Genomic DNA, 18,116 nt, shown 5'->3' with positions numbered 1-18,116 from the left:
GAGCTCTCTTGGTTCGACGTGGCAGGGGTGACGCAGATGGCGCCTTTACTACCAAGTCGAACGATCATTCCAATCGATAACCCCTGCGCGCATTTTTTTTCACAAGGTCTCAAGCCGGTTCCACACGGGTCCAGTACGGGGTGAACGCGCGGATGCGCACGGGCAGGGTCGAGGTGAGGTTTTCCAGCACCGCGTCGATGTCTTGCAGATGGAAGACCCCGGAAATACTCAAGTTCGCGACCTTTTCACTGCAGCGAAGATACCCGGGGCGGTAGCGCTGCAATTCGGCGATCAAGTCTTGCAGCCGCCAGTCGTTGACCACCAGCATGCTGCGGGTCCAGGCGTCGGCCTGTGGCAGCGCCGTGCGTACTGAGCCCACCGTGTCCTGAGTGAACAGCAGTTGCTCCCCGGCGCCGACGTGCACGGGCGACAGCGTATGTGCCGCGCGCACTTCAACGGCATGTTGCAGCACACAGACGCGGCTCTGGGCGTCTTCGCTGCGCACCAGAAAGCGCGTGCCCAGGGCACGAACGCTGCCCTCAGGGGTGTGGACGATGAAGGGCCGACCTGAGGGGTCGCGAGCGGTCTCGACCAGGATTTCCCCGCGTACCACCTGCAATTCCCGCAGCGTGGCGCTGTAGCGCACGTTGATCGCCGTCGCCGTGTTCAGTTGCAATTGGCTGCCGTCTTCGAGTTCCAAGGTTTTTCGCTCGCCGGTGGCGGTGCGTAGGTCGGCCGTCAGCGAGGGCAGGGGTGCCAGCTTCCAGGTAGCAGTGCCGGTGGCCCCGGCTGCAATCAGCAGCGACAGCACTTTCATGACCTCGCGTCGCTTGAGATAGGCACTGTGCAAGGTGGCGCGACCGATGCCCGGCTCGATCTGCCCGAAACGCTCCTGCAAGCGCCCCAGACGCTCCCAGGCCAGACGATGCCCCGGATCGGCGTCCAGCCAGCGCCGGTGCGCTTCCCGGACCGTTTCGTCAGAGGGGTCGCAGTGCAGCTCGACGTGCCAGCGCGCGGCGGCTTCGAGCACGGCATGATTCAGCGCCACCGCTCAGTCCTCGAGGGCGAACAGGCAGTGGGTCAAGGCTCGCACCGCATGCTTCTTCACAGTGGTGACCGACACCCTCAACTGGCGTGCGATTTCCACATAGCTCAAGCCATCGAGCTGGGCCATCAGAAAAATCTCCCGGGTTCGTCCGCCGAGACCGTCCAGCATGCGATCGATTTCCAGCAGGGTCTCGATGATCTGCAAGCGGGTTTCCGGCGACACCTCCAGCGCTTCGGGGCGTGCTGCCAAGGTTTCCAGGTAAGTCTGCTCCAGCGCCCGACGCCGAAAACCGTCGATCATCAAGCTGCGGGCAATGGTGCTGAGGTACGCTCGCGGCTCGCGCAACTCCAGCGCCTTGCGCTGCAGCAGCACCCGGATGAACGTGTCTTGCGCCAGATCCGCCGCATGATCCAGACAGCCCAGACGCTTGCGCAACCAGCCGCACAGCCACGGGTGATGCTCGGCATAGAGAGATTCCATGGCCTGATGCTGTGAAGGATCGACAGAAGACATTGCCCGTACCTGAGACGAACTGAATGAAAATTAGTCTCATTTTCATGAGTGTTTCAAGGTTTGGCAAGGCGTGATGTGGTGGGTGTTGCGGGTTTTGGCTTAGGAGGCGTGGTGACGGAAGCTGCGAGTCGCGGTTTGGATGAACGCCGAGGTAGGGGTTGGCGAGCAGGTCGAATGGCAGGCACGCTCGCTTTGGCGTGAGTCCGTGAAGCGGTTTTGACTCGCCTACACGGCACCTCAGGAAAGTGGCCACAAACCACTCACCCACAAAAAAACCGACCCAAAGGTCGGTTTCTTTCAACATCTTGGTGCCCCGAGGGAGACTCGAACTCCCACTCCTTTCGAAAACGGATTTTGAATCCGCCGCGTCTACCAATTCCGCCATCAGGGCTTGTAGGCGCCGCAGTATAGAGAGGTGCCACTGGTCGGTCAATCGGCTTTCATGGTCAATTTTCATGGGTTGGGCTAAACTTCCCGGCCCTGCCAAGCCGAACACGATCATGCGCGTCGCCGATTTTTCCTTCGAACTCCCCGATTCCCTCATCGCCCGTCACCCCCTGGCCGAGCGCCATGGCAGCCGCTTGCTGGTCCTGGACGGGCCGAGCGGGGAGCTGGCGCACCGGCGCTTCACCGACTTGCTCGAATACCTGCGCCCCGGCGACCTGATGGTGTTCAACAACACCCGCGTGATACCGGCGCGGGTGTTCGGCCAGAAAGCCTCGGGCGGCAAGCTCGAGATGCTCGTCGAGCGGGTGCTGGACAGCCATCGCGTGCTGGCCCATGTGCGCGCCAGCAAGGCGCTGAAGGTCGGTGCCACGGTGCTGATCGACGGCGGCGGCGAAGCCGAGATGGTGGCGCGCCACGACACCCTGTTCGAGCTGCGCTTGAGCGAAGAAGTGCTGCCGCTGCTCGACCGCGTCGGGCACATGCCGCTGCCGCCCTACATCGATCGGCCCGACGAAGGCGCCGACCGCGAGCGCTACCAGACCGTGTACGCCGAGCGTGCCGGTGCCGTGGCGGCGCCCACGGCGGGCCTGCACTTCGACCAGGCGCTGCTCGAACGGATCGCCGCCAAGGGCGTCGACAGCGCCTTCGTCACCCTGCACGTGGGCGCCGGCACTTTCCAGCCGGTGCGGGTCGACAAGATCGAAGACCACCACATGCACAAGGAATGGCTCGAAGTGGGCCAGGACGTGGTCGATGCCATCCAGGCCTGCCGCGCGCGGGGCGGGCGGGTGATCGCGGTGGGCACCACCAGCGTGCGCTCGCTGGAGAGCGCCGCGCGCGATGGCGTGCTCAAGGCCTTCAGCGGCGACACCGACATCTTCATCTATCCCGGGCGGCCGTTCCATGTGGTCGACGCCCTGGTGACCAATTTCCATTTGCCCGAGTCCACGCTGCTGATGCTGGTCTCGGCCTTCGCCGGATACCCCGAGACCATGGCGGCCTACGCGGCGGCGGTCGAGCAGGGGTATCGCTTCTTCAGTTACGGTGATGCCATGTTCATCACCCGCAATCCGGCGCCGCGCGGCCCCGAGGATCAAGCATGAGTCGCACCTGTCGTATGTCCTTCGAACTGCTGGCCACCGACGGCAAGGCCCGTCGCGGTCGGCTGACCTTCCCCCGTGGCACCGTGGAAACGCCGGCGTTCATGCCGGTGGGTACCTACGGCACGGTCAAGGGCATGCTGCCGCGGGACATCGAGGCCATCGGCGCCGAGATCATCCTGGGCAACACCTTCCACCTGTGGCTGCGCCCGGGCACCGAGGTGATCAAGAAGCACAATGGCCTGCACGACTTCATGCAGTGGAAAGGCCCGATTCTCACCGACTCCGGCGGCTTCCAGGTGTTCAGCCTCGGCGCCATGCGCAAGATCAAGGAAGAGGGCGTGACCTTCGCCTCGCCGGTGGACGGCTCCAAGGTGTTCATGGGCCCGGAAGAGTCCATGCAGGTGCAGCGCGACCTGGGTTCGGACATCGTGATGATCTTCGACGAGTGCACGCCGTACCCGGCCGAGCACGACGTCGCGCGCACCTCCATGGAGCTGTCGCTGCGCTGGGCCCAGCGCTCGAAGAACGCCCATGCCGACAACACCGCGGCGCTGTTCGGCATCGTCCAGGGCGGCATGTACCAGGACTTGCGCATGCGCTCGCTCGAGGCGCTGGTGAACACCGACTTCGACGGCCTGGCCATCGGCGGCCTGTCGGTGGGCGAGCCCAAGCACGAGATGATCAAGGTGCTGGACTACCTGCCGGAACAGATGCCTGCTGACAAACCTCGTTACCTTATGGGGGTAGGCAAACCCGAGGATCTGGTCGAGGGTGTGCGCCGCGGCGTCGACATGTTCGACTGCGTGATGCCCACGCGCAATGCGCGCAACGGTCATCTGTTCGTCGACACGGGGGTGATCAAGATCCGCAACGCGTTCCATCGCCACGATGATTCGCCGCTGGATCCGACCTGTGACTGCTATACCTGCAGCAACTTCTCCCGCGCCTACCTGCATCACCTGGACAAGTGCGGCGAAATGCTGAGCAGCATGCTCAATACCATCCACAACTTGCGCCATTACCAGCGCTTGATGGCCGGTTTACGCGAGGCTATTCAACAGGGTAAATTGGCCGCCTTTGTCGACGCCTTCTACGCCAAGCGCGGGCTCCCCGTACCGCCCTTGGATTGACTGTTCGTACACAACACTAAATTAAGCAACTGGAGTGCTACATGAGCTTTCTGATTCCCGCCGCCTACGCGGATGCCGCAGCCCCGGCCGCCGGTCCTGCCGGCACTGGCTTCGAATGGATCTTCCTGGTCGGCTTCCTGGTCATCTTCTACCTGATGATCTGGCGCCCGCAGGCCAAGCGCGCCAAAGAGCAGAAGAACCTGCTCGGCGCCCTGCAGAAAGGCGACGAAGTGGTCACCAACGGTGGTATCGCCGGCAAGATCGTCAAGGTCTCGGATGACTTCGTGGTACTGGAAGTGTCCGACAGCGTCGAGCTGAAGTTCCAGAAGGGCGCCATCGCCGCGACCCTGCCAAAAGGTACGCTCAAGGCTATCTGAGTTACCGGTTTCATTTTTTCCAGTCGGGGCGCGCAAAGCGCCCCGCGTCTTGAACGGGCGGCGTGATGCTGAACAAATACCCTCTGTGGAAATACCTGCTGATCCTCGCGGTACTGGCGGTCGGCTTTATCTATTCCGCTCCCAACCTCTATCCGGACGATCCGGCAGTGCAGATCAGCGGCGCAAGCTCGGCCCTGCACCTGAGCCAGGCCGATCTGGACCGCGCCACCAAGGCGCTGACCGACGCCAACATCGCCGTCAAGGGCGCCAGCCTGGGCGAGAAGGGCAGTGCGCTGGTGCGCCTGAGCAACCAGGAAGACCAACTGCCGGCCAAGGACGTGGTGCGCAAGGCCCTGGGTGACGACTACGTGGTCGCGCTCAACCTGGCCCAGACCACCCCGCAGTGGCTGCGCAACCTCGGCGCCAGCCCCATGAAGCTCGGCCTGGACCTCTCCGGCGGTGTGCACTTCCTGCTCGAAGTGGACATGGACAAGGCCATGAGCGCGCGCATGAAGGTCTATGACGGTGAAGTCAAGACCCTGCTGCGCAAGGAGCGCGTACGCTACCGCAGCCTGCCGCAACAGGACGGCGCCATCCTGCTCGGCTTCGCCGACGACGCCACCCGCGAACAGGCCCGTGCCCTGGTGCGCAAGAATTTCACCGACTTCGAGGTCACCACCACCGAGCGCAATGAGCTGTCGGTGCTGCGCATGGCGCTGACCCCGGCCAAGGTCGCGGAAATCCGCGAATACTCGGTCAAACAGAACCTCACCACCGTGCGCAACCGGGTCAACGAACTGGGCGTGGCCGAACCGCTGGTCCAGCGCCAGGGCGGCAACCGCATCGTGGTCGAATTGCCGGGCGTGCAGGACACCGCCGAAGCCAAGCGAATCCTCGGCAAGACCGCCAACCTGGAGTTCCGCTTCGGCGCCGAGCCGGGCGCGTCGAAAGCCACCACCGAAGTGTTCGAGTTCCGCGACGGCAACCGCTCGGCAGCAGTGGAGCGCGGTCTGATCATCACCGGTGACCAGGTCACCGACGCCCAGGCCAGCTTCGACGAGCACGGCCGTCCGCAGGTCAACATCCGCCTGGACGGCCACGGCGGCGAACTGATGAGCCGCGCCACGCGCAGCAACGTCGGGCGCAGCATGGCGGTGATCTTCATCGAGCAGCGCCCGATGACCCGCTACGAGAAGCAGGTGGTCGACGGCGTCGAGAAAGACGTGCCGATCCAGACCTTCAAGGAAGAGAAGAAGATCATCAGCCTGGCGACCATCCAGTCGCCACTGGGCAGCCAGTTCCGCATCACCGGCCTGAACGGCCAGGGCGAATCGTCCGAACTGGCGCTGCTGCTGCGCGCCGGTGGCCTGGCCGCACCGATGTACTTCGCCGAAGAGCGCACCATCGGCCCGAGCCTGGGTGCCGACAACATCACCAAGGGTATCGACGCGTCGCTGTGGGGCATGCTGTTCGTCTCGCTGTTCATCATCGCCATCTACCGCGGCTTCGGCGTGATCGCCACCATCGCCCTGGCGGGCAACATGGTGCTGCTGCTGGCGCTGATGTCGTTGCTCGGCGCCACCCTGACGCTGCCGGGTATCGCCGGTATCGTGCTGACCATGGGCATGGCGGTCGACGCCAACGTGCTGATCTTCTCGCGGATCCGCGAGGAGCTGAAGTCGGGCATGTCGGTGCAGCGCGCCATTCATGAAGGTTTCAACCGCGCCTATACCGCGATCATCGACGCCAACCTGACCAGCCTGCTGGTCGGCGGCATCCTGTTCGCCATGGGTACCGGCCCGGTCAAGGGCTTCGCGGTCACCATGTCCCTCGGGATATTCACCTCGATGTTCACCGCCGTCATGGTGACCCGCGCCATGGTCAACCTGACCTGCGGCGGGCGTGACATCAAGAAGCTGTGGGTTTGAGGGAGCTGCGATGAAAACCATCAATTTCATGGGCGTGCGCAACGTCGCGTTCGCCGTCACCATGCTCCTCACCGTGCTGGCGTTGTTCAGCTGGTGGCAGAAGGGCCTGAACTTCGGCCTGGACTTCACCGGCGGCACGCTGATCGAGCTGACCTACGAGCGTCCGGCGGATCTGCAGGCCGTGCGTGCCGAGCTGAACCAGTCGGGCTTCCACGAAGCCGTGGTGCAGAGCTTCGGTGCCACCACCGACCTGCTGGTGCGCATGCCGGGCGACGACCCGCAACTGGGTAACCGCGTGGCCGGCGCCTTGCAGAAACTGGGCGGCGACAACCCGGCCACCGTCAAGCGCGTCGAGTTCGTCGGCCCGCAGGTCGGTGAAGAGCTGCGCGACCAGGGCGGTCTGGGCATGCTCCTGGCCCTGGGCGGCATCCTCATCTACCTGGCCTTCCGCTTCCAATGGAAGTTCGCCGTAGGCGCCATCGTCTCGCTGATCCACGACGTGGTGGTGACGCTGGGCATCCTGTCGTTCTTCCAGATCACCTTCGACCTGACGGTGCTGGCGGCGGTGCTGGCGATCATCGGTTACTCGCTCAACGACACCATCGTGGTGTTCGACCGGGTGCGCGAGAACTTCCGGGTGATGCGCAAGGCGTCCCTGATCGAGAACATCAACGTCTCGACCACCCAGACCCTGCTGCGCACCATCGCCACCTCGGTGTCGACCCTGCTGGCGATCGCTGCGCTGCTGTTCTTCGGCGGCGACAACCTGTTCGGCTTCTCCCTGGCGCTGTTCATCGGCGTCATGGCCGGTACCTACTCGTCGATCTACATCGCCAACGTGGTGCTGATCTGGCTGAATCTGAACAGCGAAGACCTGATTCCACCGGTCAAGGCCGAGGGTGTGGACGACCGCCCATAAGGCTTTTCCCGCGCCGTCTGGCGTACTGAGAGGCGCGAGTGTTGAACTCGCGCCTTTTTTTTTGCTCCAAGGCAGGGAGAAGGCGGGCAGTGTCCCGCTGTGTACGATCAGGAGATTCCACGTGAACAAATCAATGCTGGTGGGTGCGGTTCTGGGTGCTGTCGGTGTCACTGCCGGAGGTGCTGTGGCGACCTACAGCTTGGTGAACAAAGGGCCGGAATACGCCCAGGTCACCGATGTGCAGCCGATCAAGCAACAGGTGAAGACGCCGCGCGAGGTGTGCAAGGATGTGACCGTGACGCGTCAGCGTCCCGTGCAGGATCAGCACCAGATCGCCGGTACGGTGGTGGGTGCGCTGGCTGGCGGCCTGCTGGGCAATCAGATCGGTGGCGGCAACGGCAAGAAGCTGGCCACGGTGGCCGGTGCGGTGGGCGGCGGCTACGCCGGCAACAAGGTGCAGGAGGGCATGCAGCAGCGTGACACCTACAGCACCACCCAGACGCGCTGCAACACCGTCAACGACATCAGCGACAAGGTCGTCGGCTATACGGTGAAGTACACCATCGGCGACCAGGCCGGGGTGGTGAAGATGGACCACGAGCCAGGCTCGACCATCCCGCTGGACAAGAACGGCAAGCTGGTGCTGAGCCAGGCCCAGCCTGGGCAGTGAGTGCGCGCAAGCGCGATTGCCGATAAACGAAAGGGGCCGCTCAGTGAGCGGCCCCTTTCGTTACAGTCAGAAGGCAGGTTTTCAGCGCTTCAGGCTTTCCGGCAGGTGCGGCTGGATGGCCGTTAGCACCGCTTTGAAGCACTTGATGTTGCCCGCGACGATGTGGCCTTTCTCGAGGAAATCATGCCCACCGTTGAAGTCGCTGACCAGGCCGCCCGCTTCCTGGATCAGCAGCACGCCCGCGGCCATGTCCCATTCGGACAGGCCCGACTCCCAGAATGCATCGAAACGGCCGGCGGCCACGTAGGCCAGGTCCAGCGCGGCGGAACCGGCGCGGCGAATGCCAGCGGTCTGGCCGGTGAGGGCGCGGAACATGCCCAGGTAGTTGTCCAGGTCGGCCATCTGGCTGTCGCGGAACGGGAAGCCGGTGCCCAGCAGCGCGCCTTCCAGGCTGCTGCGCGAGCTGACGCGCAGGCGACGACCGTTGAGCTGGGCGCCGCGGCCGCGGCTGGCGGTGAATTCTTCCTGGCGCACCGGATCGACGATGACCGCGTGCTCCAGGCGACCGCGGTAGCGGCAGGCGATGCTCACCGCGAAGTGCGGAACGCCACGCAGGAAGTTGGTGGTGCCGTCCAGCGGATCGATGATCCACAGGTAGTCCTTGCCTTCCTCGCCAGTGCCGGCGTGCAGGCCGGTTTCTTCACCCTGGATGGAGTGGTTGGGATAGGCCTTGCGCAGGGCGTTGACGATGGTCTGCTCGGCAGCGCGATCGACTTCCGAAACGTAGTCCTTGGCCTCTTTCTCGTCCACCTTGATGCTGTCAAGGCGTTCGATGGAGCGGAAAATCAGTTCACTGGCGCTGCGGGCCGCGCGCAGGGCGATATTCAGCATAGGCTGCATGGGCGTTTCACCTGGAGATGTTAAAGAAGAAAGCCGCCTAGTCTATCAGAAAAGTGTTCCGGCAGAAGGGTGACATGCGCTTTCGTGGCGCAACGTCTGTCGCTTAGGTAACATCCGCTCCCCTGTTATCCGCCTTCGTGAGCCTGTCCCCGTGCTGCAGAATATTCGTGTCGTTCTGGTCAACACCAGTCACCCCGGCAACATCGGCGGCGCTGCGCGTGCCATGAAGAACATGGGCCTGTCGCGCCTGGTGCTGGTCCAGCCCAAGGCCTTCCCTGCTGAAGAGGCCAGCGCCCGTGCCTCGGGCGCCGACGATGTACTCGCCGCTGCCGAGGTGGTCGAGAGCCTGGAGCAGGCGCTGGTCGGTTGCAGCCTGGTGATGGGCACCAGTGCCCGCGAGCGCAGCATTCCCTGGCCGTTGGTCGACCCGCGCGAGTGTGGCGCCAAGGCAGTCGAACGTGCCGTCGGTGGCGAGCAGATCGCCTTGGTGTTCGGGCGCGAGCATGCCGGCCTCACCAACGAGGAACTGCAGCGCTGTCATTTCCATGTGCACATCCCGTCCAACCCCGATTTCAGCTCGCTGAACCTGGCGGCGGCCGTGCAGGTACTGGCCTATGAGGTGCGCATGGCCAGCCTGGCAGTGGCGCCTGTGGACAAGCACAAGGAAAAGGACGAGTCGGGCGAACTGGCGACCATGGACGACATGGAGCTGTTCTACGAGCACCTGGAAAAGACCCTGGTGGACATCGGTTTCCTCGATCCGCACAAGCCCCGGCACCTGATGCCGCGCTTGCGCCGGCTCTATGGGCGCAGCGCCATGGACCGGACCGAAATGAGTATCCTGCGTGGCATCCTCACCGAGACCCAGAAAGTGGCTCGGGGTGACGCGCACAAGCGCAAGGACTGAAAACATGTTCGAACGTCTGCGTGAAGACATCCAGAGCGTCTTCCACCGTGACCCCGCCGCGCGCAACACCTTCGAGGTGCTCACCTGCTACCCCGGCATGCACGCGATCTGGCTGCATCGGCTGGGCAGTGCGCTGTGGCGTCGCGACTTCAAATGGCTGGCGCGGCTGGTGTCGAACCTCGGCCGCTGGGCCACCGGCATCGAGATCCATCCGGGTGCCACCATCGGGCGCCGCTTCTTCATCGATCACGGCATGGGAATCGTCATTGGCGAAACCGCCGAAATCGGCGACGACGTCACGCTGTACCAGGGCGTGACCCTCGGTGGCACCAGTTGGAACAAGGGCAAGCGTCACCCCACCCTGGAAGATGGTGTGGTGGTCGGCGCCGGCGCCAAAGTGCTGGGTCCCTTCACTGTGGGTGCCGGGGCCAAGATCGGCTCCAACGCCGTGGTGACCAAGGCGGTGCCGGCCGGGGCCACTGCGGTGGGCATACCCGGGCGGATCATCGTGCGCCAGCCCGACGACGAGGTCGAAGCCCGGCGCAAGGCCATGGCCGAGAAGATCGGTTTCGACGCCTATGGGGTCAGCGCCGACATGCCCGACCCGGTGGCCCGCGCCATCGGCCAGATGCTCGACCACCTGCACGCCGTGGACGAACGCCTGGAAGGCATGTGCGGCGCGCTCACCCAGTTGGGCAGCGACTACAGCGCCAAGGCGCTGCCAGCACTGCCCGAGGAAGACTTCGCCGCGGTCGAGCCGGTCACCCGCAGCGACGCGTCAGTCCACTGAGTGTGCGGTGCAGGCGAGGGGGCAAGGCGGGGCGTGTGCTCAGGCGCGGTCTCTGCTATCATCGCGCCGCCCCTCGCGCTCAATCCCGACTAAAGCACTAGGTCTTATACTTGACTTAAATGCTCGGGAATCGCATACTCGCTCACATCCTGTAACTCCTGTGGTACCCATAGCCATGCGATTGACTACCAAAGGCCGATACGCCGTGACCGCCATGCTCGACCTGGCGTTGCATGCGCAGCACGGCCCGGTGTCCCTGGCCGATATCTCCGAACGCCAGGGCATCTCCCTTTCCTACCTGGAGCAGCTGTTCGCCAAGCTGCGCCGCAGTAGCCTGGTGTCCAGCGTACGCGGACCGGGCGGCGGCTATCAGCTGTCCAGGACCATGGACACCATCCAGGTGGTTCAGGTGATCGATGCGGTCAACGAGTCGGTCGATGCCACCCGCTGCCAGGGCCTCGGGGACTGCCACTCGGGTGACACCTGCCTGACCCACCACCTGTGGTGCGACCTCAGCCAGCAGATCCACGAGTTCCTCAGCGGCATCAGCCTGGCCGACCTGGTCATGCGCCGCGAGGTGCAGGAAGTCGCCCAGCGCCAGGACCTGCGCCGTGTCGCCGGTCGCGTTGCCCTGCTGGACAAGATTGAGACGTCCGCCGTCGACTGATGCGACGAGCGACGCCAACGCCTGATAGGAGATATTCAATGAAGTTGCCGATCTACCTCGATTACTCCGCGACCACGCCGGTCGATCCTCGTGTCGCGCAGAAGATGGCCGACTGCCTGCTGGTGGACGGCAACTTCGGTAACCCGGCCTCGCGTTCCCACGTGTTCGGCTGGCGCGCCGAGGAAGCGGTCGAGAATGGCCGTCGTCAGGTCGCCGAGCTGATCAACGCCGATCCGCGCGAGATCGTCTGGACCAGCGGCGCCACCGAGTCCGACAACCTGGCTCTGAAGGGCGTTGCGCACTTCTACCAGACCAAGGGCAAGCACATCATCACCTCCAAGATCGAGCACAAGGCGGTCCTGGACACCGCTCGCCAGCTCGAGCGCGAAGGTTTCGAAGTCACCTACCTCGAACCCGGCGAAGACGGCATCGTCACCCCGGCGATGGTCGAGGCGGTGCTGCGCGATGACACCATCCTGGTCTCGCTGATGCACGTGAACAACGAAGTCGGCTCGATCAACGACATCGCCGCCATCGGCGAACTGACCCGCGCCCGCGGCGTGCTGTTCCATGTCGATGCCGCGCAGTCGGCGGGCAAGGTCGAGATCGACCTGCAAAAGCTCAAGGTCGACCTGATGTCGTTCTCCGCGCACAAGGTCTACGGTCCCAAGGGCATCGGCGCGCTGTACGTAAGCCGCAAGCCGCGGGTGCGCCTGGAAGCCATCATCCACGGTGGTGGCCATGAGCGCGGCATGCGCTCCGGCACCCTGCCCACTCACCAGATCGTCGGCATGGGCGAGGCCTTCGCCATCGCCAAGCAGGACATGGCCGCCGAAAACGTGCGCATCAAGGCCCTGAGCGACCGCTTCTTCAAGCAGGTCTCCAACCTTGAGGAGCTGTACGTCAACGGCAGCCAGACCCAGCGCGTGCCGCACAACCTGAACCTGAGCTTCAACTACGTGGAAGGCGAGTCGCTGCTGATGTCGCTCAAGGACATCGCGGTGTCTTCCGGTTCGGCGTGCACCTCCGCTTCGCTGGAGCCGTCCTACGTGCTGCGCGCCCTGGGCCGCAACGACGAGCTGGCGCACAGCTCGATCCGCTTCTCCTTCGGCCGCTTCACCACCGAGGAAGAAGTCGACTACGCCGCGCAGGAAGTCTGCAAGGCGGTGAACAAACTGCGTGAACTGTCGCCGCTGTGGGATATGTACAAGGACGGCGTCGACATCTCCAAGATCGAGTGGGCCGCCCACTAAGCAGTCGCCAGCAAGAGCGGCTCCCTGACGAGGAAGGAATTGCACCATGGCATACAGCGAAAAGGTCATCGACCACTACGAAAACCCGCGTAACGTCGGCAAGATGAACGCCGAAGACCCCGATGTCGGCACCGGCATGGTCGGCGCCCCGGCGTGCGGCGACGTGATGCGCCTGCAGATCAAGGTCAACGAGCAGGGCGTCATCGAAGACGCCAAGTTCAAGACCTACGGCTGCGGTTCGGCCATCGCCTCCAGCTCCCTGGCCACCGAGTGGATGAAGGGCAAGACCCTGGACGAAGCCGAAACCATCAAGAACACGCAGCTGGCCGAAGAGCTGGCCTTGCCGCCGGTCAAGATCCACTGCTCGGTTCTCGCCGAGGATGCCATCAAGGCAGCCGTACGCGACTACAAGCAGAAAAAAGGCTTGATCTGACTCGCCCACGCGAAGGAGTTCCGATGGCTATCAGCATGACAGAAGCCGCCGCCAACCACATTCGCCGCTCCCTCGACGGGCGCGGCAAGGGTGAGGGCATCCGCCTGGGCGTGCGCACCACCGGCTGCTCGGGCCTGGCCTACGTGCTGGAGTTCGTCGACGAGCTGGCCGGCGAAGACCAGGTGTTCGAGAACCATGGCGTGAAGGTCATCATCGACCCGAAAAGCCTGGTGTACCTCGACGGCACCGAGCTGGACTTCGTCAAGGAAGGGTTGAACGAAGGCTTCAAGTTCAACAACCCCAACGTGCGCGGTGAATGTGGCTGCGGCGAAAGCTTCAATGTCTGAGGCCTGACGTGGGTAGTCCTTGCCATTTCGCGCTGTTCGAGCTGCAACCCAGCTTCCGCCTGGACCTCGACCAGTTGGCCGTGCGCTATCGCGCGCTGGCCCGTGAGGTTCATCCCGATCGCTTCGCCGATGCCTCCGAGCGTGACCAGCGCACGGCGCTGGAGAAGTCCGCCGCGCTCAACGACGCCTACCAGACGCTGCGCAGTGCGCCGCGCCGTGCCCGTTATCTGCTGGCCATGAACGGCCAGGAGGTGCCCCAGGAAGTCACGGTCCACGACCCGGACTTCCTGTTGCAGCAGATGCAGTGGCGCGAGGAGCTCGAGGAGTTGCAGGACGAGGCGGACCTGGACGGCGTGGCGGTGTTCAAGAAGCGCCTCAAGGGCGCCCAGAGCGCCCTCGACGAGGAATTCGCCGCCTGCTGGGATCAAGCTGCCGAGCGCGACAGGGCCGAGCGCCTGATGCGCCGCATGCAGTTCCTCGACAAGCTCGCCCAGGAAGTGCGCCAACTCGAAGAGCGCCTCGACGATTAATCCCGGCGTTGCCGTGACGACGCCCAAGGTATCTAGATAAGCATGGCCCTACTGCAGATCGCCGAACCCGGTCAGAGCCCCCAGCCGCACCAGCGTCGCCTGGCGGTGGGCATCGACCTGGGGACCACCAATTCGCTCGTCGCCGCTGTACGCAGTGGCCGTAGCGAGCCACTGCCCGATGACCAGGGCGCTCTCATCCTGCCCTCCGCGGTGCGTTATCTGGAAGGCCGCTGCGAAGTGGGCCAGGCTGCGCGCGACGCCGCCTCCAGCGACCCACTCAACAGTATTCTGTCGGTCAAGCGTCTGATGGGACGTGGCCTGGCCGATGTCAAACAGCTCGGTGAGCAACTGCCGTATCGCTTCGTCGGTGGCGAGTCGCACATGCCCTTCATCGACACCGTGCAGGGGCCCAAGAGCCCGGTGCAGGTCTCGGCGGACATCCTCAAGGTGCTGCGCGAGCGCGCCGAACAGACCCTGGGCGGCGATCTGGTGGGCGCGGTGATCACCGTGCCGGCCTATTTCGACGATGCCCAGCGCCAGGCCACCAAGGATGCCGCGCGGCTGGCCGGGCTGAATGTGCTGCGCCTGCTCAACGAGCCTACCGCTGCGGCGGTGGCCTACGGCCTGGACCAGAACGCCGAGGGCCTGGTGGCGATCTTCGACCTGGGCGGCGGCACCTTCGACATTTCCATCCTGCGCCTGAGCGCCGGGGTGTTCGAAGTGCTGGCCACCGGTGGCGACACGGCGCTGGGCGGCGATGACTTCGACCACGCCATCGCCAGCTGGATCATCGAGCAGGCGGGCTTGTCCGCCGACCTCGACCCGGCCACCCAGCGCCAGTTGTTGCAGGCCGCCTGCGCCGCCAAGGAAGCGCTGACCGATGCCGAGCGCGTCCAGGTCGCCTATGGAAGCTGGCAGGGCGAGCTCAGCCGCACTGCGTTCGAGGCCATGATCGAGCCGTTGATAGCCCGCAGCCTGAAGGCCTGCCGGCGCGCCGTGCGCGACAGTGGCGTCGAGCTTGAGGATGTCGCCGCGGTGGTGATGGTCGGCGGCTCCACCCGCGTTCCGCGCGTGCGTGACGCGGTCGGCACGCTGTTCGGTCGCGCGCCCCTGACCTCGATCGACCCGGACCAGGTGGTCGCCATCGGCGCCGCCATTCAGGCCGACACCCTGGCAGGCAATCGCCGCGAGGGCGGTGAGCTGCTGCTGCTGGACGTCATTCCCCTGTCGCTGGGTCTGGAGACCATGGGCGGCCTGATGGAGAAGGTGATCCCGCGCAACACCACCATTCCGGTGGCCCGCGCCCAGGAGTTCACCACCTACAAGGATGGCCAGTCGGCCATGATGATCCACGTGCTCCAGGGCGAGCGCGAGCTGATCAGCGACTGCCGCTCCCTGGCCCGCTTCGAGCTGCGTGGCATCCCGGCGATGGTCGCGGGTGCTGCGAAGATCCGCGTGACGTTCCAGGTCGACGCCGATGGCCTGCTCAGCGTCGCGGCGCGCGAGCTGGCCTCGGGCGTGGAGTCGAGCATTCAGGTCAAGCCATCCTATGGCCTGACCGATGGTGAGATCGCCCGCATGCTCAAGGACTCGTTCGAGCACGCCGGCTCCGACAAGCAGGCGCGCCAGCTGCGTGAGCATCAGGTCGACGGCGAGCGTCTGCTCGAGGCGGTCCAGGGTGCCCTGGACGCCGACGGCGAACGTCTGCTCAGCGCCGAAGAGCGCGAAGCCATCGGCTTCCAGATGCAGGAACTACGTGATTTGCTCACCGGCACCGATGGCGCCGCCATCGAGCAGCAGACCAAGCGTCTGTCGCAGGTGACCGATGCCTTTGCCGCCCGTCGCCTTGATTCGACGGTCAAAGCCGCACTGGCCGGGCGCAACCTGAATGAGATCGAGGAGTAACCGATGCCGCTGGTGACATTCCTGCCGCATGAGAAATTCTGCCCCGAGGGGCTGACCGTGGAGGTGGCATCCGGCACCAATATCCTGGAGCTGGCCCACGAGCACCACATCGAGATGGAAAGCGCCTGTGGTGGGGTCAAGGCCTGCACCACCTGCCACTGCATCGTGCGCAAAGGCTTCGACTCGCTCGAGGAAGCCGATGAACTCGAGGAAGACATGCTGGACAAGGCCTGGGGCCTGGAAGCGCAGTCGCGCCTGGGTTGCCAGGTGGTGGTGGGCGACGCCGACCTGACCATCGAGATTCCCAAATACTCACTCAACCACGCTGCCGAAGCGCCGCATTGAGGGTCGATTCATGAGTCTGAAATGGGTTGATGTACTTGAGATCGCCATTCAACTTGCAGAAAGCAAGCCGGACGTCGATCCTCGTTACGTGAACTTCGTCAATCTGTCGCGTTGGGTGCAGGAGTTGCCCGACTTCAGCGACGATCCCTCGCGCGGTGGCGAGAAGGTCCTGGAGGCCATCCAGGCCGCCTGGATCGAAGAAGCCGATTGAACGACACCCGCAGGTTAGGCAATGCCCCCGAACCCGCGTATAATTCGCGGGTTTAATTTTTCGCAACACTCAATATTCTGGAGTTTTCCATGGCTGTTCAACGTACCTTCTCCATCATCAAGCCTGACGCCGTTGCCAAGAACGTGATCGGCGAGATCACCACCCGCTTCGAAAAAGCCGGCCTGAAAGTCGTCGCCTCGAAGATCAAGCAACTGTCCAAGGCCGAGGCCGAAGGCTTCTACGCCGAGCACAGCGCGCGCGGCTTCTTCGGTGACCTGGTCGCCTTCATGACCTCCGGTCCGGTCGTCGTCCAGGTGCTCGAAGGCGAGAACGCCATCGCACTGAACCGCGAACTGATGGGCGCCACCAACCCCAAAGAAGCCGCCGCCGGTACCATCCGCGCCGACTTCGCCGAGTCGATCGACGCCAACGCCGTCCACGGTTCGGACTCCGAAGCCGCTGCCGCTCGCGAGATCGCTTACTTCTTCGCAGCTACCGAGGTAACCACTCGCTGAGCGAAAGCTCGCGCGTGAAGGTGAATCCATGACGACATCTACTGGCAAAATCAACCTGTTGGGGCTGACCCTGCCGGAAATGGAACAGTTCTTCGACTCGATCGGGGAGAAGCGCTTCCGTGCCGGTCAGGTGATGAAATGGATTCACCATTTTGGCGTGTCCGACTTCGCGGACATGACCAACGTCGGCAAGGCCTTGCGCGAGAAGCTCGAGGCCATTGCCGAGATCCGGCCTCCGGAAGTGGTCAGTGAAGACATTTCCGCCGACGGTACCCGCAAATGGGTGGTGCGCGTTGCCTCGGGCAGCTGCGTCGAGACCGTCTACATTCCCACCGACGACCGCGGTACCCTCTGCGTCTCGTCGCAAGCCGGCTGCGCCCTGGACTGCAGCTTCTGCTCCACCGGCAAGCAAGGCTTCAACAGCAACCTCACCGCGGCAGAGGTCATCGGCCAGGTCTGGTTGGCGAACAAATCCTTCGGCACCGTCCCGGCCAAGGTCGACCGCGCCATCACCAATGTGGTGATGATGGGCATGGGCGAGCCGCTGCTCAATTTCGACAATGTCATCGCCGCCATGAAGATCATGATGGACGATCTGGGCTATGGCATCTCCAAGCGTCGCGTCACCTTGTCCACCTCCGGCGTGGTGCCGATGATCGACGAGCTGGCCAAGCATATCGACGTCTCCCTGGCCCTGTCGCTGCACGCGCCCAACGACGCGTTGCGCAACCAGCTGGTACCGATCAACAAGAAGTACCCGCTCAAGGTGCTGCTGGAGTCCTGCCTGGGCTACATGGCCACCCTGGGCGGCAAGCGCGTGCTGACCGTCGAGTACACCTTGCTCAAGGACGTCAATGACCAGCCCGAACATGCTGCGCAGATGATCGAGCTGCTGCGCGACGTGCCGTGCAAGATCAACCTGATCCCGTTCAACCCGTTCCCGCACTCGGGCTACGAGCGACCGAGCAACAACGCGATCCGTCGCTTCCAGGACCTGCTGCATCACGGCGGCTTCAACGTCACCACCCGCACCACCCGCGGCGAGGACATCGATGCGGCCTGCGGCCAGCTGGTCGGCCAGGTCATGGACCGCACCCGCCGCAGCGAGCGCTACATCGCTGTGCGCCAGCTCAACGCCGACGGCAGCGAGTTGCCAGACAGCGCTGCGCGCCACTGAC

The 18,116-nt window shown here is 64.1% G+C and carries 21 protein-coding genes and 1 tRNA gene; 18 read left to right on the top strand and 4 right to left on the bottom strand.

Features of this window, described 5'->3' with window-relative positions; genetic code table 11:
* Nucleotides 1-109: 109 nt before the first annotated feature.
* The 3 genes from IAE34_RS12435 to IAE34_RS12425 form a co-directional block, all read right to left on the bottom strand.
* Nucleotides 110-1,048: a FecR domain-containing protein gene (locus tag IAE34_RS12435; RefSeq protein WP_200139253.1), complete on the bottom strand. Its 939-nt coding sequence runs from the start codon at nucleotides 1,046-1,048 to the stop codon at nucleotides 110-112.
* 3 nt (nucleotides 1,049-1,051) lie between these two features.
* Complete coding sequence (locus tag IAE34_RS12430; protein ID WP_200139252.1) at nucleotides 1,052-1,561, bottom strand: sigma-70 family RNA polymerase sigma factor; 510 nt, start codon at nucleotides 1,559-1,561, stop codon at nucleotides 1,052-1,054.
* 306 nt (nucleotides 1,562-1,867) lie between these two features.
* Nucleotides 1,868-1,952, bottom strand: a tRNA-Leu gene (locus IAE34_RS12425).
* 109 nt (nucleotides 1,953-2,061) lie between these two features.
* Between IAE34_RS12425 and queA the strand changes: the two genes are divergently transcribed.
* The 6 genes from queA (at nucleotide 2,062) to IAE34_RS12395 (ending at nucleotide 8,135) form a co-directional block, all read left to right on the top strand.
* Nucleotides 2,062-3,111, top strand: a complete 1,050-nt coding sequence (gene queA / locus IAE34_RS12420) for a tRNA preQ1(34) S-adenosylmethionine ribosyltransferase-isomerase QueA (protein ID WP_200139251.1) — start codon at nucleotides 2,062-2,064, stop codon at nucleotides 3,109-3,111.
* 14 nt (nucleotides 3,112-3,125) lie between these two features.
* On the top strand, nucleotides 3,126-4,241 hold the full coding sequence (gene tgt / locus IAE34_RS12415; RefSeq protein ID WP_200139334.1) for a tRNA guanosine(34) transglycosylase Tgt: 1,116 nt from the start codon (nucleotides 3,126-3,128) through the stop codon (nucleotides 4,239-4,241).
* Nucleotides 4,242-4,282: 41 nt separating this feature from the next.
* A complete protein-coding gene (gene yajC / locus IAE34_RS12410; protein WP_200139250.1) occupies nucleotides 4,283-4,618 on the top strand; it encodes a preprotein translocase subunit YajC in 336 nt (111 codons plus the stop codon).
* Between the two features lie 65 nt (nucleotides 4,619-4,683).
* Nucleotides 4,684-6,546: a protein translocase subunit SecD gene (secD, locus tag IAE34_RS12405; protein WP_200139249.1), complete on the top strand. Its 1,863-nt coding sequence runs from the start codon at nucleotides 4,684-4,686 to the stop codon at nucleotides 6,544-6,546.
* A gap of 10 nt (nucleotides 6,547-6,556) precedes the next feature.
* The gene (gene secF / locus IAE34_RS12400) at nucleotides 6,557-7,465 is read left to right on the top strand and encodes a protein translocase subunit SecF (protein WP_200139248.1); all 909 of its coding nucleotides are present in this window, start codon (nucleotides 6,557-6,559) and stop codon (nucleotides 7,463-7,465) included.
* 121 nt (nucleotides 7,466-7,586) lie between these two features.
* Nucleotides 7,587-8,135, top strand: a complete 549-nt coding sequence (locus IAE34_RS12395) for a glycine zipper 2TM domain-containing protein (RefSeq protein ID WP_200139247.1) — start codon at nucleotides 7,587-7,589, stop codon at nucleotides 8,133-8,135.
* 81 nt (nucleotides 8,136-8,216) lie between these two features.
* On the opposite strand, the gene suhB is transcribed toward IAE34_RS12395, so the two are convergent.
* The gene (suhB, locus tag IAE34_RS12390; RefSeq protein ID WP_200139246.1) at nucleotides 8,217-9,035 is read right to left on the bottom strand and encodes a type III secretion system regulator SuhB; all 819 of its coding nucleotides are present in this window, start codon (nucleotides 9,033-9,035) and stop codon (nucleotides 8,217-8,219) included.
* A gap of 151 nt (nucleotides 9,036-9,186) precedes the next feature.
* Between suhB and trmJ the strand changes: the two genes are divergently transcribed.
* The 12 genes from trmJ (at nucleotide 9,187) to rlmN (ending at nucleotide 18,115) form a co-directional block, all read left to right on the top strand.
* Nucleotides 9,187-9,942, top strand: a complete 756-nt coding sequence (gene trmJ / locus IAE34_RS12385; protein WP_200139245.1) for a tRNA (cytosine(32)/uridine(32)-2'-O)-methyltransferase TrmJ — start codon at nucleotides 9,187-9,189, stop codon at nucleotides 9,940-9,942.
* 4 nt (nucleotides 9,943-9,946) lie between these two features.
* On the top strand, nucleotides 9,947-10,732 hold the full coding sequence (gene cysE, locus IAE34_RS12380; protein WP_200139244.1) for a serine O-acetyltransferase: 786 nt from the start codon (nucleotides 9,947-9,949) through the stop codon (nucleotides 10,730-10,732).
* 175 nt (nucleotides 10,733-10,907) lie between these two features.
* The gene (gene iscR / locus IAE34_RS12375; RefSeq protein ID WP_200139243.1) at nucleotides 10,908-11,399 is read left to right on the top strand and encodes a Fe-S cluster assembly transcriptional regulator IscR; all 492 of its coding nucleotides are present in this window, start codon (nucleotides 10,908-10,910) and stop codon (nucleotides 11,397-11,399) included.
* Between the two features lie 38 nt (nucleotides 11,400-11,437).
* Nucleotides 11,438-12,652: an IscS subfamily cysteine desulfurase gene (locus IAE34_RS12370; RefSeq protein ID WP_200139242.1), complete on the top strand. Its 1,215-nt coding sequence runs from the start codon at nucleotides 11,438-11,440 to the stop codon at nucleotides 12,650-12,652.
* A gap of 46 nt (nucleotides 12,653-12,698) precedes the next feature.
* Entirely contained in the window at nucleotides 12,699-13,085 is a 387-nt protein-coding gene (gene iscU / locus IAE34_RS12365; RefSeq protein WP_003248539.1) for a Fe-S cluster assembly scaffold IscU, read from the top strand.
* Nucleotides 13,086-13,108: 23 nt separating this feature from the next.
* Nucleotides 13,109-13,432 (top strand): iron-sulfur cluster assembly protein IscA, encoded by a 324-nt coding sequence (gene iscA, locus IAE34_RS12360; protein WP_028695982.1) that lies wholly within the window; start codon nucleotides 13,109-13,111, stop codon nucleotides 13,430-13,432.
* Between the two features lie 8 nt (nucleotides 13,433-13,440).
* Nucleotides 13,441-13,962 carry a co-chaperone HscB gene (hscB, locus tag IAE34_RS12355; RefSeq protein ID WP_200139241.1) on the top strand — a complete coding sequence of 174 codons (522 nt, stop codon included), beginning with the start codon at nucleotides 13,441-13,443 and terminating at the stop codon, nucleotides 13,960-13,962.
* 42 nt (nucleotides 13,963-14,004) lie between these two features.
* Nucleotides 14,005-15,867 (top strand): Fe-S protein assembly chaperone HscA, encoded by a 1,863-nt coding sequence (gene hscA / locus IAE34_RS12350; protein WP_200139240.1) that lies wholly within the window; start codon nucleotides 14,005-14,007, stop codon nucleotides 15,865-15,867.
* A gap of 3 nt (nucleotides 15,868-15,870) precedes the next feature.
* Nucleotides 15,871-16,212: an ISC system 2Fe-2S type ferredoxin gene (fdx, locus tag IAE34_RS12345; RefSeq protein WP_200139239.1), complete on the top strand. Its 342-nt coding sequence runs from the start codon at nucleotides 15,871-15,873 to the stop codon at nucleotides 16,210-16,212.
* Nucleotides 16,213-16,222: 10 nt separating this feature from the next.
* Nucleotides 16,223-16,423 (top strand): Fe-S cluster assembly protein IscX, encoded by a 201-nt coding sequence (gene iscX, locus IAE34_RS12340; RefSeq protein WP_200139238.1) that lies wholly within the window; start codon nucleotides 16,223-16,225, stop codon nucleotides 16,421-16,423.
* An 89-nt stretch (nucleotides 16,424-16,512) separates the two neighbouring features.
* On the top strand, nucleotides 16,513-16,938 hold the full coding sequence (gene ndk, locus IAE34_RS12335; protein ID WP_200139237.1) for a nucleoside-diphosphate kinase: 426 nt from the start codon (nucleotides 16,513-16,515) through the stop codon (nucleotides 16,936-16,938).
* A gap of 28 nt (nucleotides 16,939-16,966) precedes the next feature.
* Nucleotides 16,967-18,115 carry a 23S rRNA (adenine(2503)-C(2))-methyltransferase RlmN gene (gene rlmN, locus IAE34_RS12330; protein WP_200139236.1) on the top strand — a complete coding sequence of 383 codons (1,149 nt, stop codon included), beginning with the start codon at nucleotides 16,967-16,969 and terminating at the stop codon, nucleotides 18,113-18,115.
* Nucleotide 18,116: the final 1 nt, after the last annotated feature.

The organism is Pseudomonas sp. S30 (genome assembly GCF_016518545.1).
In the GTDB taxonomy this organism is placed as follows: domain Bacteria; phylum Pseudomonadota; class Gammaproteobacteria; order Pseudomonadales; family Pseudomonadaceae; genus Aquipseudomonas.
This window is presented reverse-complemented; position numbering and strand designations above follow the sequence as displayed.

Bases quoted from the DNA above. Each gene is read 5' to 3' on its own strand.
- secD (WP_200139249.1), top strand. From the start codon at position 4,684: ATGCTGAACAAATACCCTCTGTGGAAATACCTGCTGATCCTCGCGGTA.
- yajC (WP_200139250.1), top strand. From the start codon at position 4,283: ATGAGCTTTCTGATTCCCGCCGCCTACGCGGATGCCGCAGCCCCGGCC.
- ndk (WP_200139237.1), top strand. From the start codon at position 16,513: ATGGCTGTTCAACGTACCTTCTCCATCATCAAGCCTGACGCCGTTGCC.
- IAE34_RS12370 (WP_200139242.1), top strand. From the start codon at position 11,438: ATGAAGTTGCCGATCTACCTCGATTACTCCGCGACCACGCCGGTCGAT.
- suhB (WP_200139246.1), bottom strand. From the start codon at position 9,035: ATGCAGCCTATGCTGAATATCGCCCTGCGCGCGGCCCGCAGCGCCAGT.
- iscU (WP_003248539.1), top strand. From the start codon at position 12,699: ATGGCATACAGCGAAAAGGTCATCGACCACTACGAAAACCCGCGTAAC.
- rlmN (WP_200139236.1), top strand. From the start codon at position 16,967: ATGACGACATCTACTGGCAAAATCAACCTGTTGGGGCTGACCCTGCCG.
- secF (WP_200139248.1), top strand. From the start codon at position 6,557: ATGAAAACCATCAATTTCATGGGCGTGCGCAACGTCGCGTTCGCCGTC.
- iscA (WP_028695982.1), top strand. From the start codon at position 13,109: ATGGCTATCAGCATGACAGAAGCCGCCGCCAACCACATTCGCCGCTCC.
- IAE34_RS12430 (WP_200139252.1), bottom strand. From the start codon at position 1,561: ATGTCTTCTGTCGATCCTTCACAGCATCAGGCCATGGAATCTCTCTAT.
- queA (WP_200139251.1), top strand. From the start codon at position 2,062: ATGCGCGTCGCCGATTTTTCCTTCGAACTCCCCGATTCCCTCATCGCC.
- cysE (WP_200139244.1), top strand. From the start codon at position 9,947: ATGTTCGAACGTCTGCGTGAAGACATCCAGAGCGTCTTCCACCGTGAC.
- fdx (WP_200139239.1), top strand. From the start codon at position 15,871: ATGCCGCTGGTGACATTCCTGCCGCATGAGAAATTCTGCCCCGAGGGG.
- iscX (WP_200139238.1), top strand. From the start codon at position 16,223: ATGAGTCTGAAATGGGTTGATGTACTTGAGATCGCCATTCAACTTGCA.
- hscA (WP_200139240.1), top strand. From the start codon at position 14,005: ATGGCCCTACTGCAGATCGCCGAACCCGGTCAGAGCCCCCAGCCGCAC.
- tgt (WP_200139334.1), top strand. From the start codon at position 3,126: ATGTCCTTCGAACTGCTGGCCACCGACGGCAAGGCCCGTCGCGGTCGG.
- iscR (WP_200139243.1), top strand. From the start codon at position 10,908: ATGCGATTGACTACCAAAGGCCGATACGCCGTGACCGCCATGCTCGAC.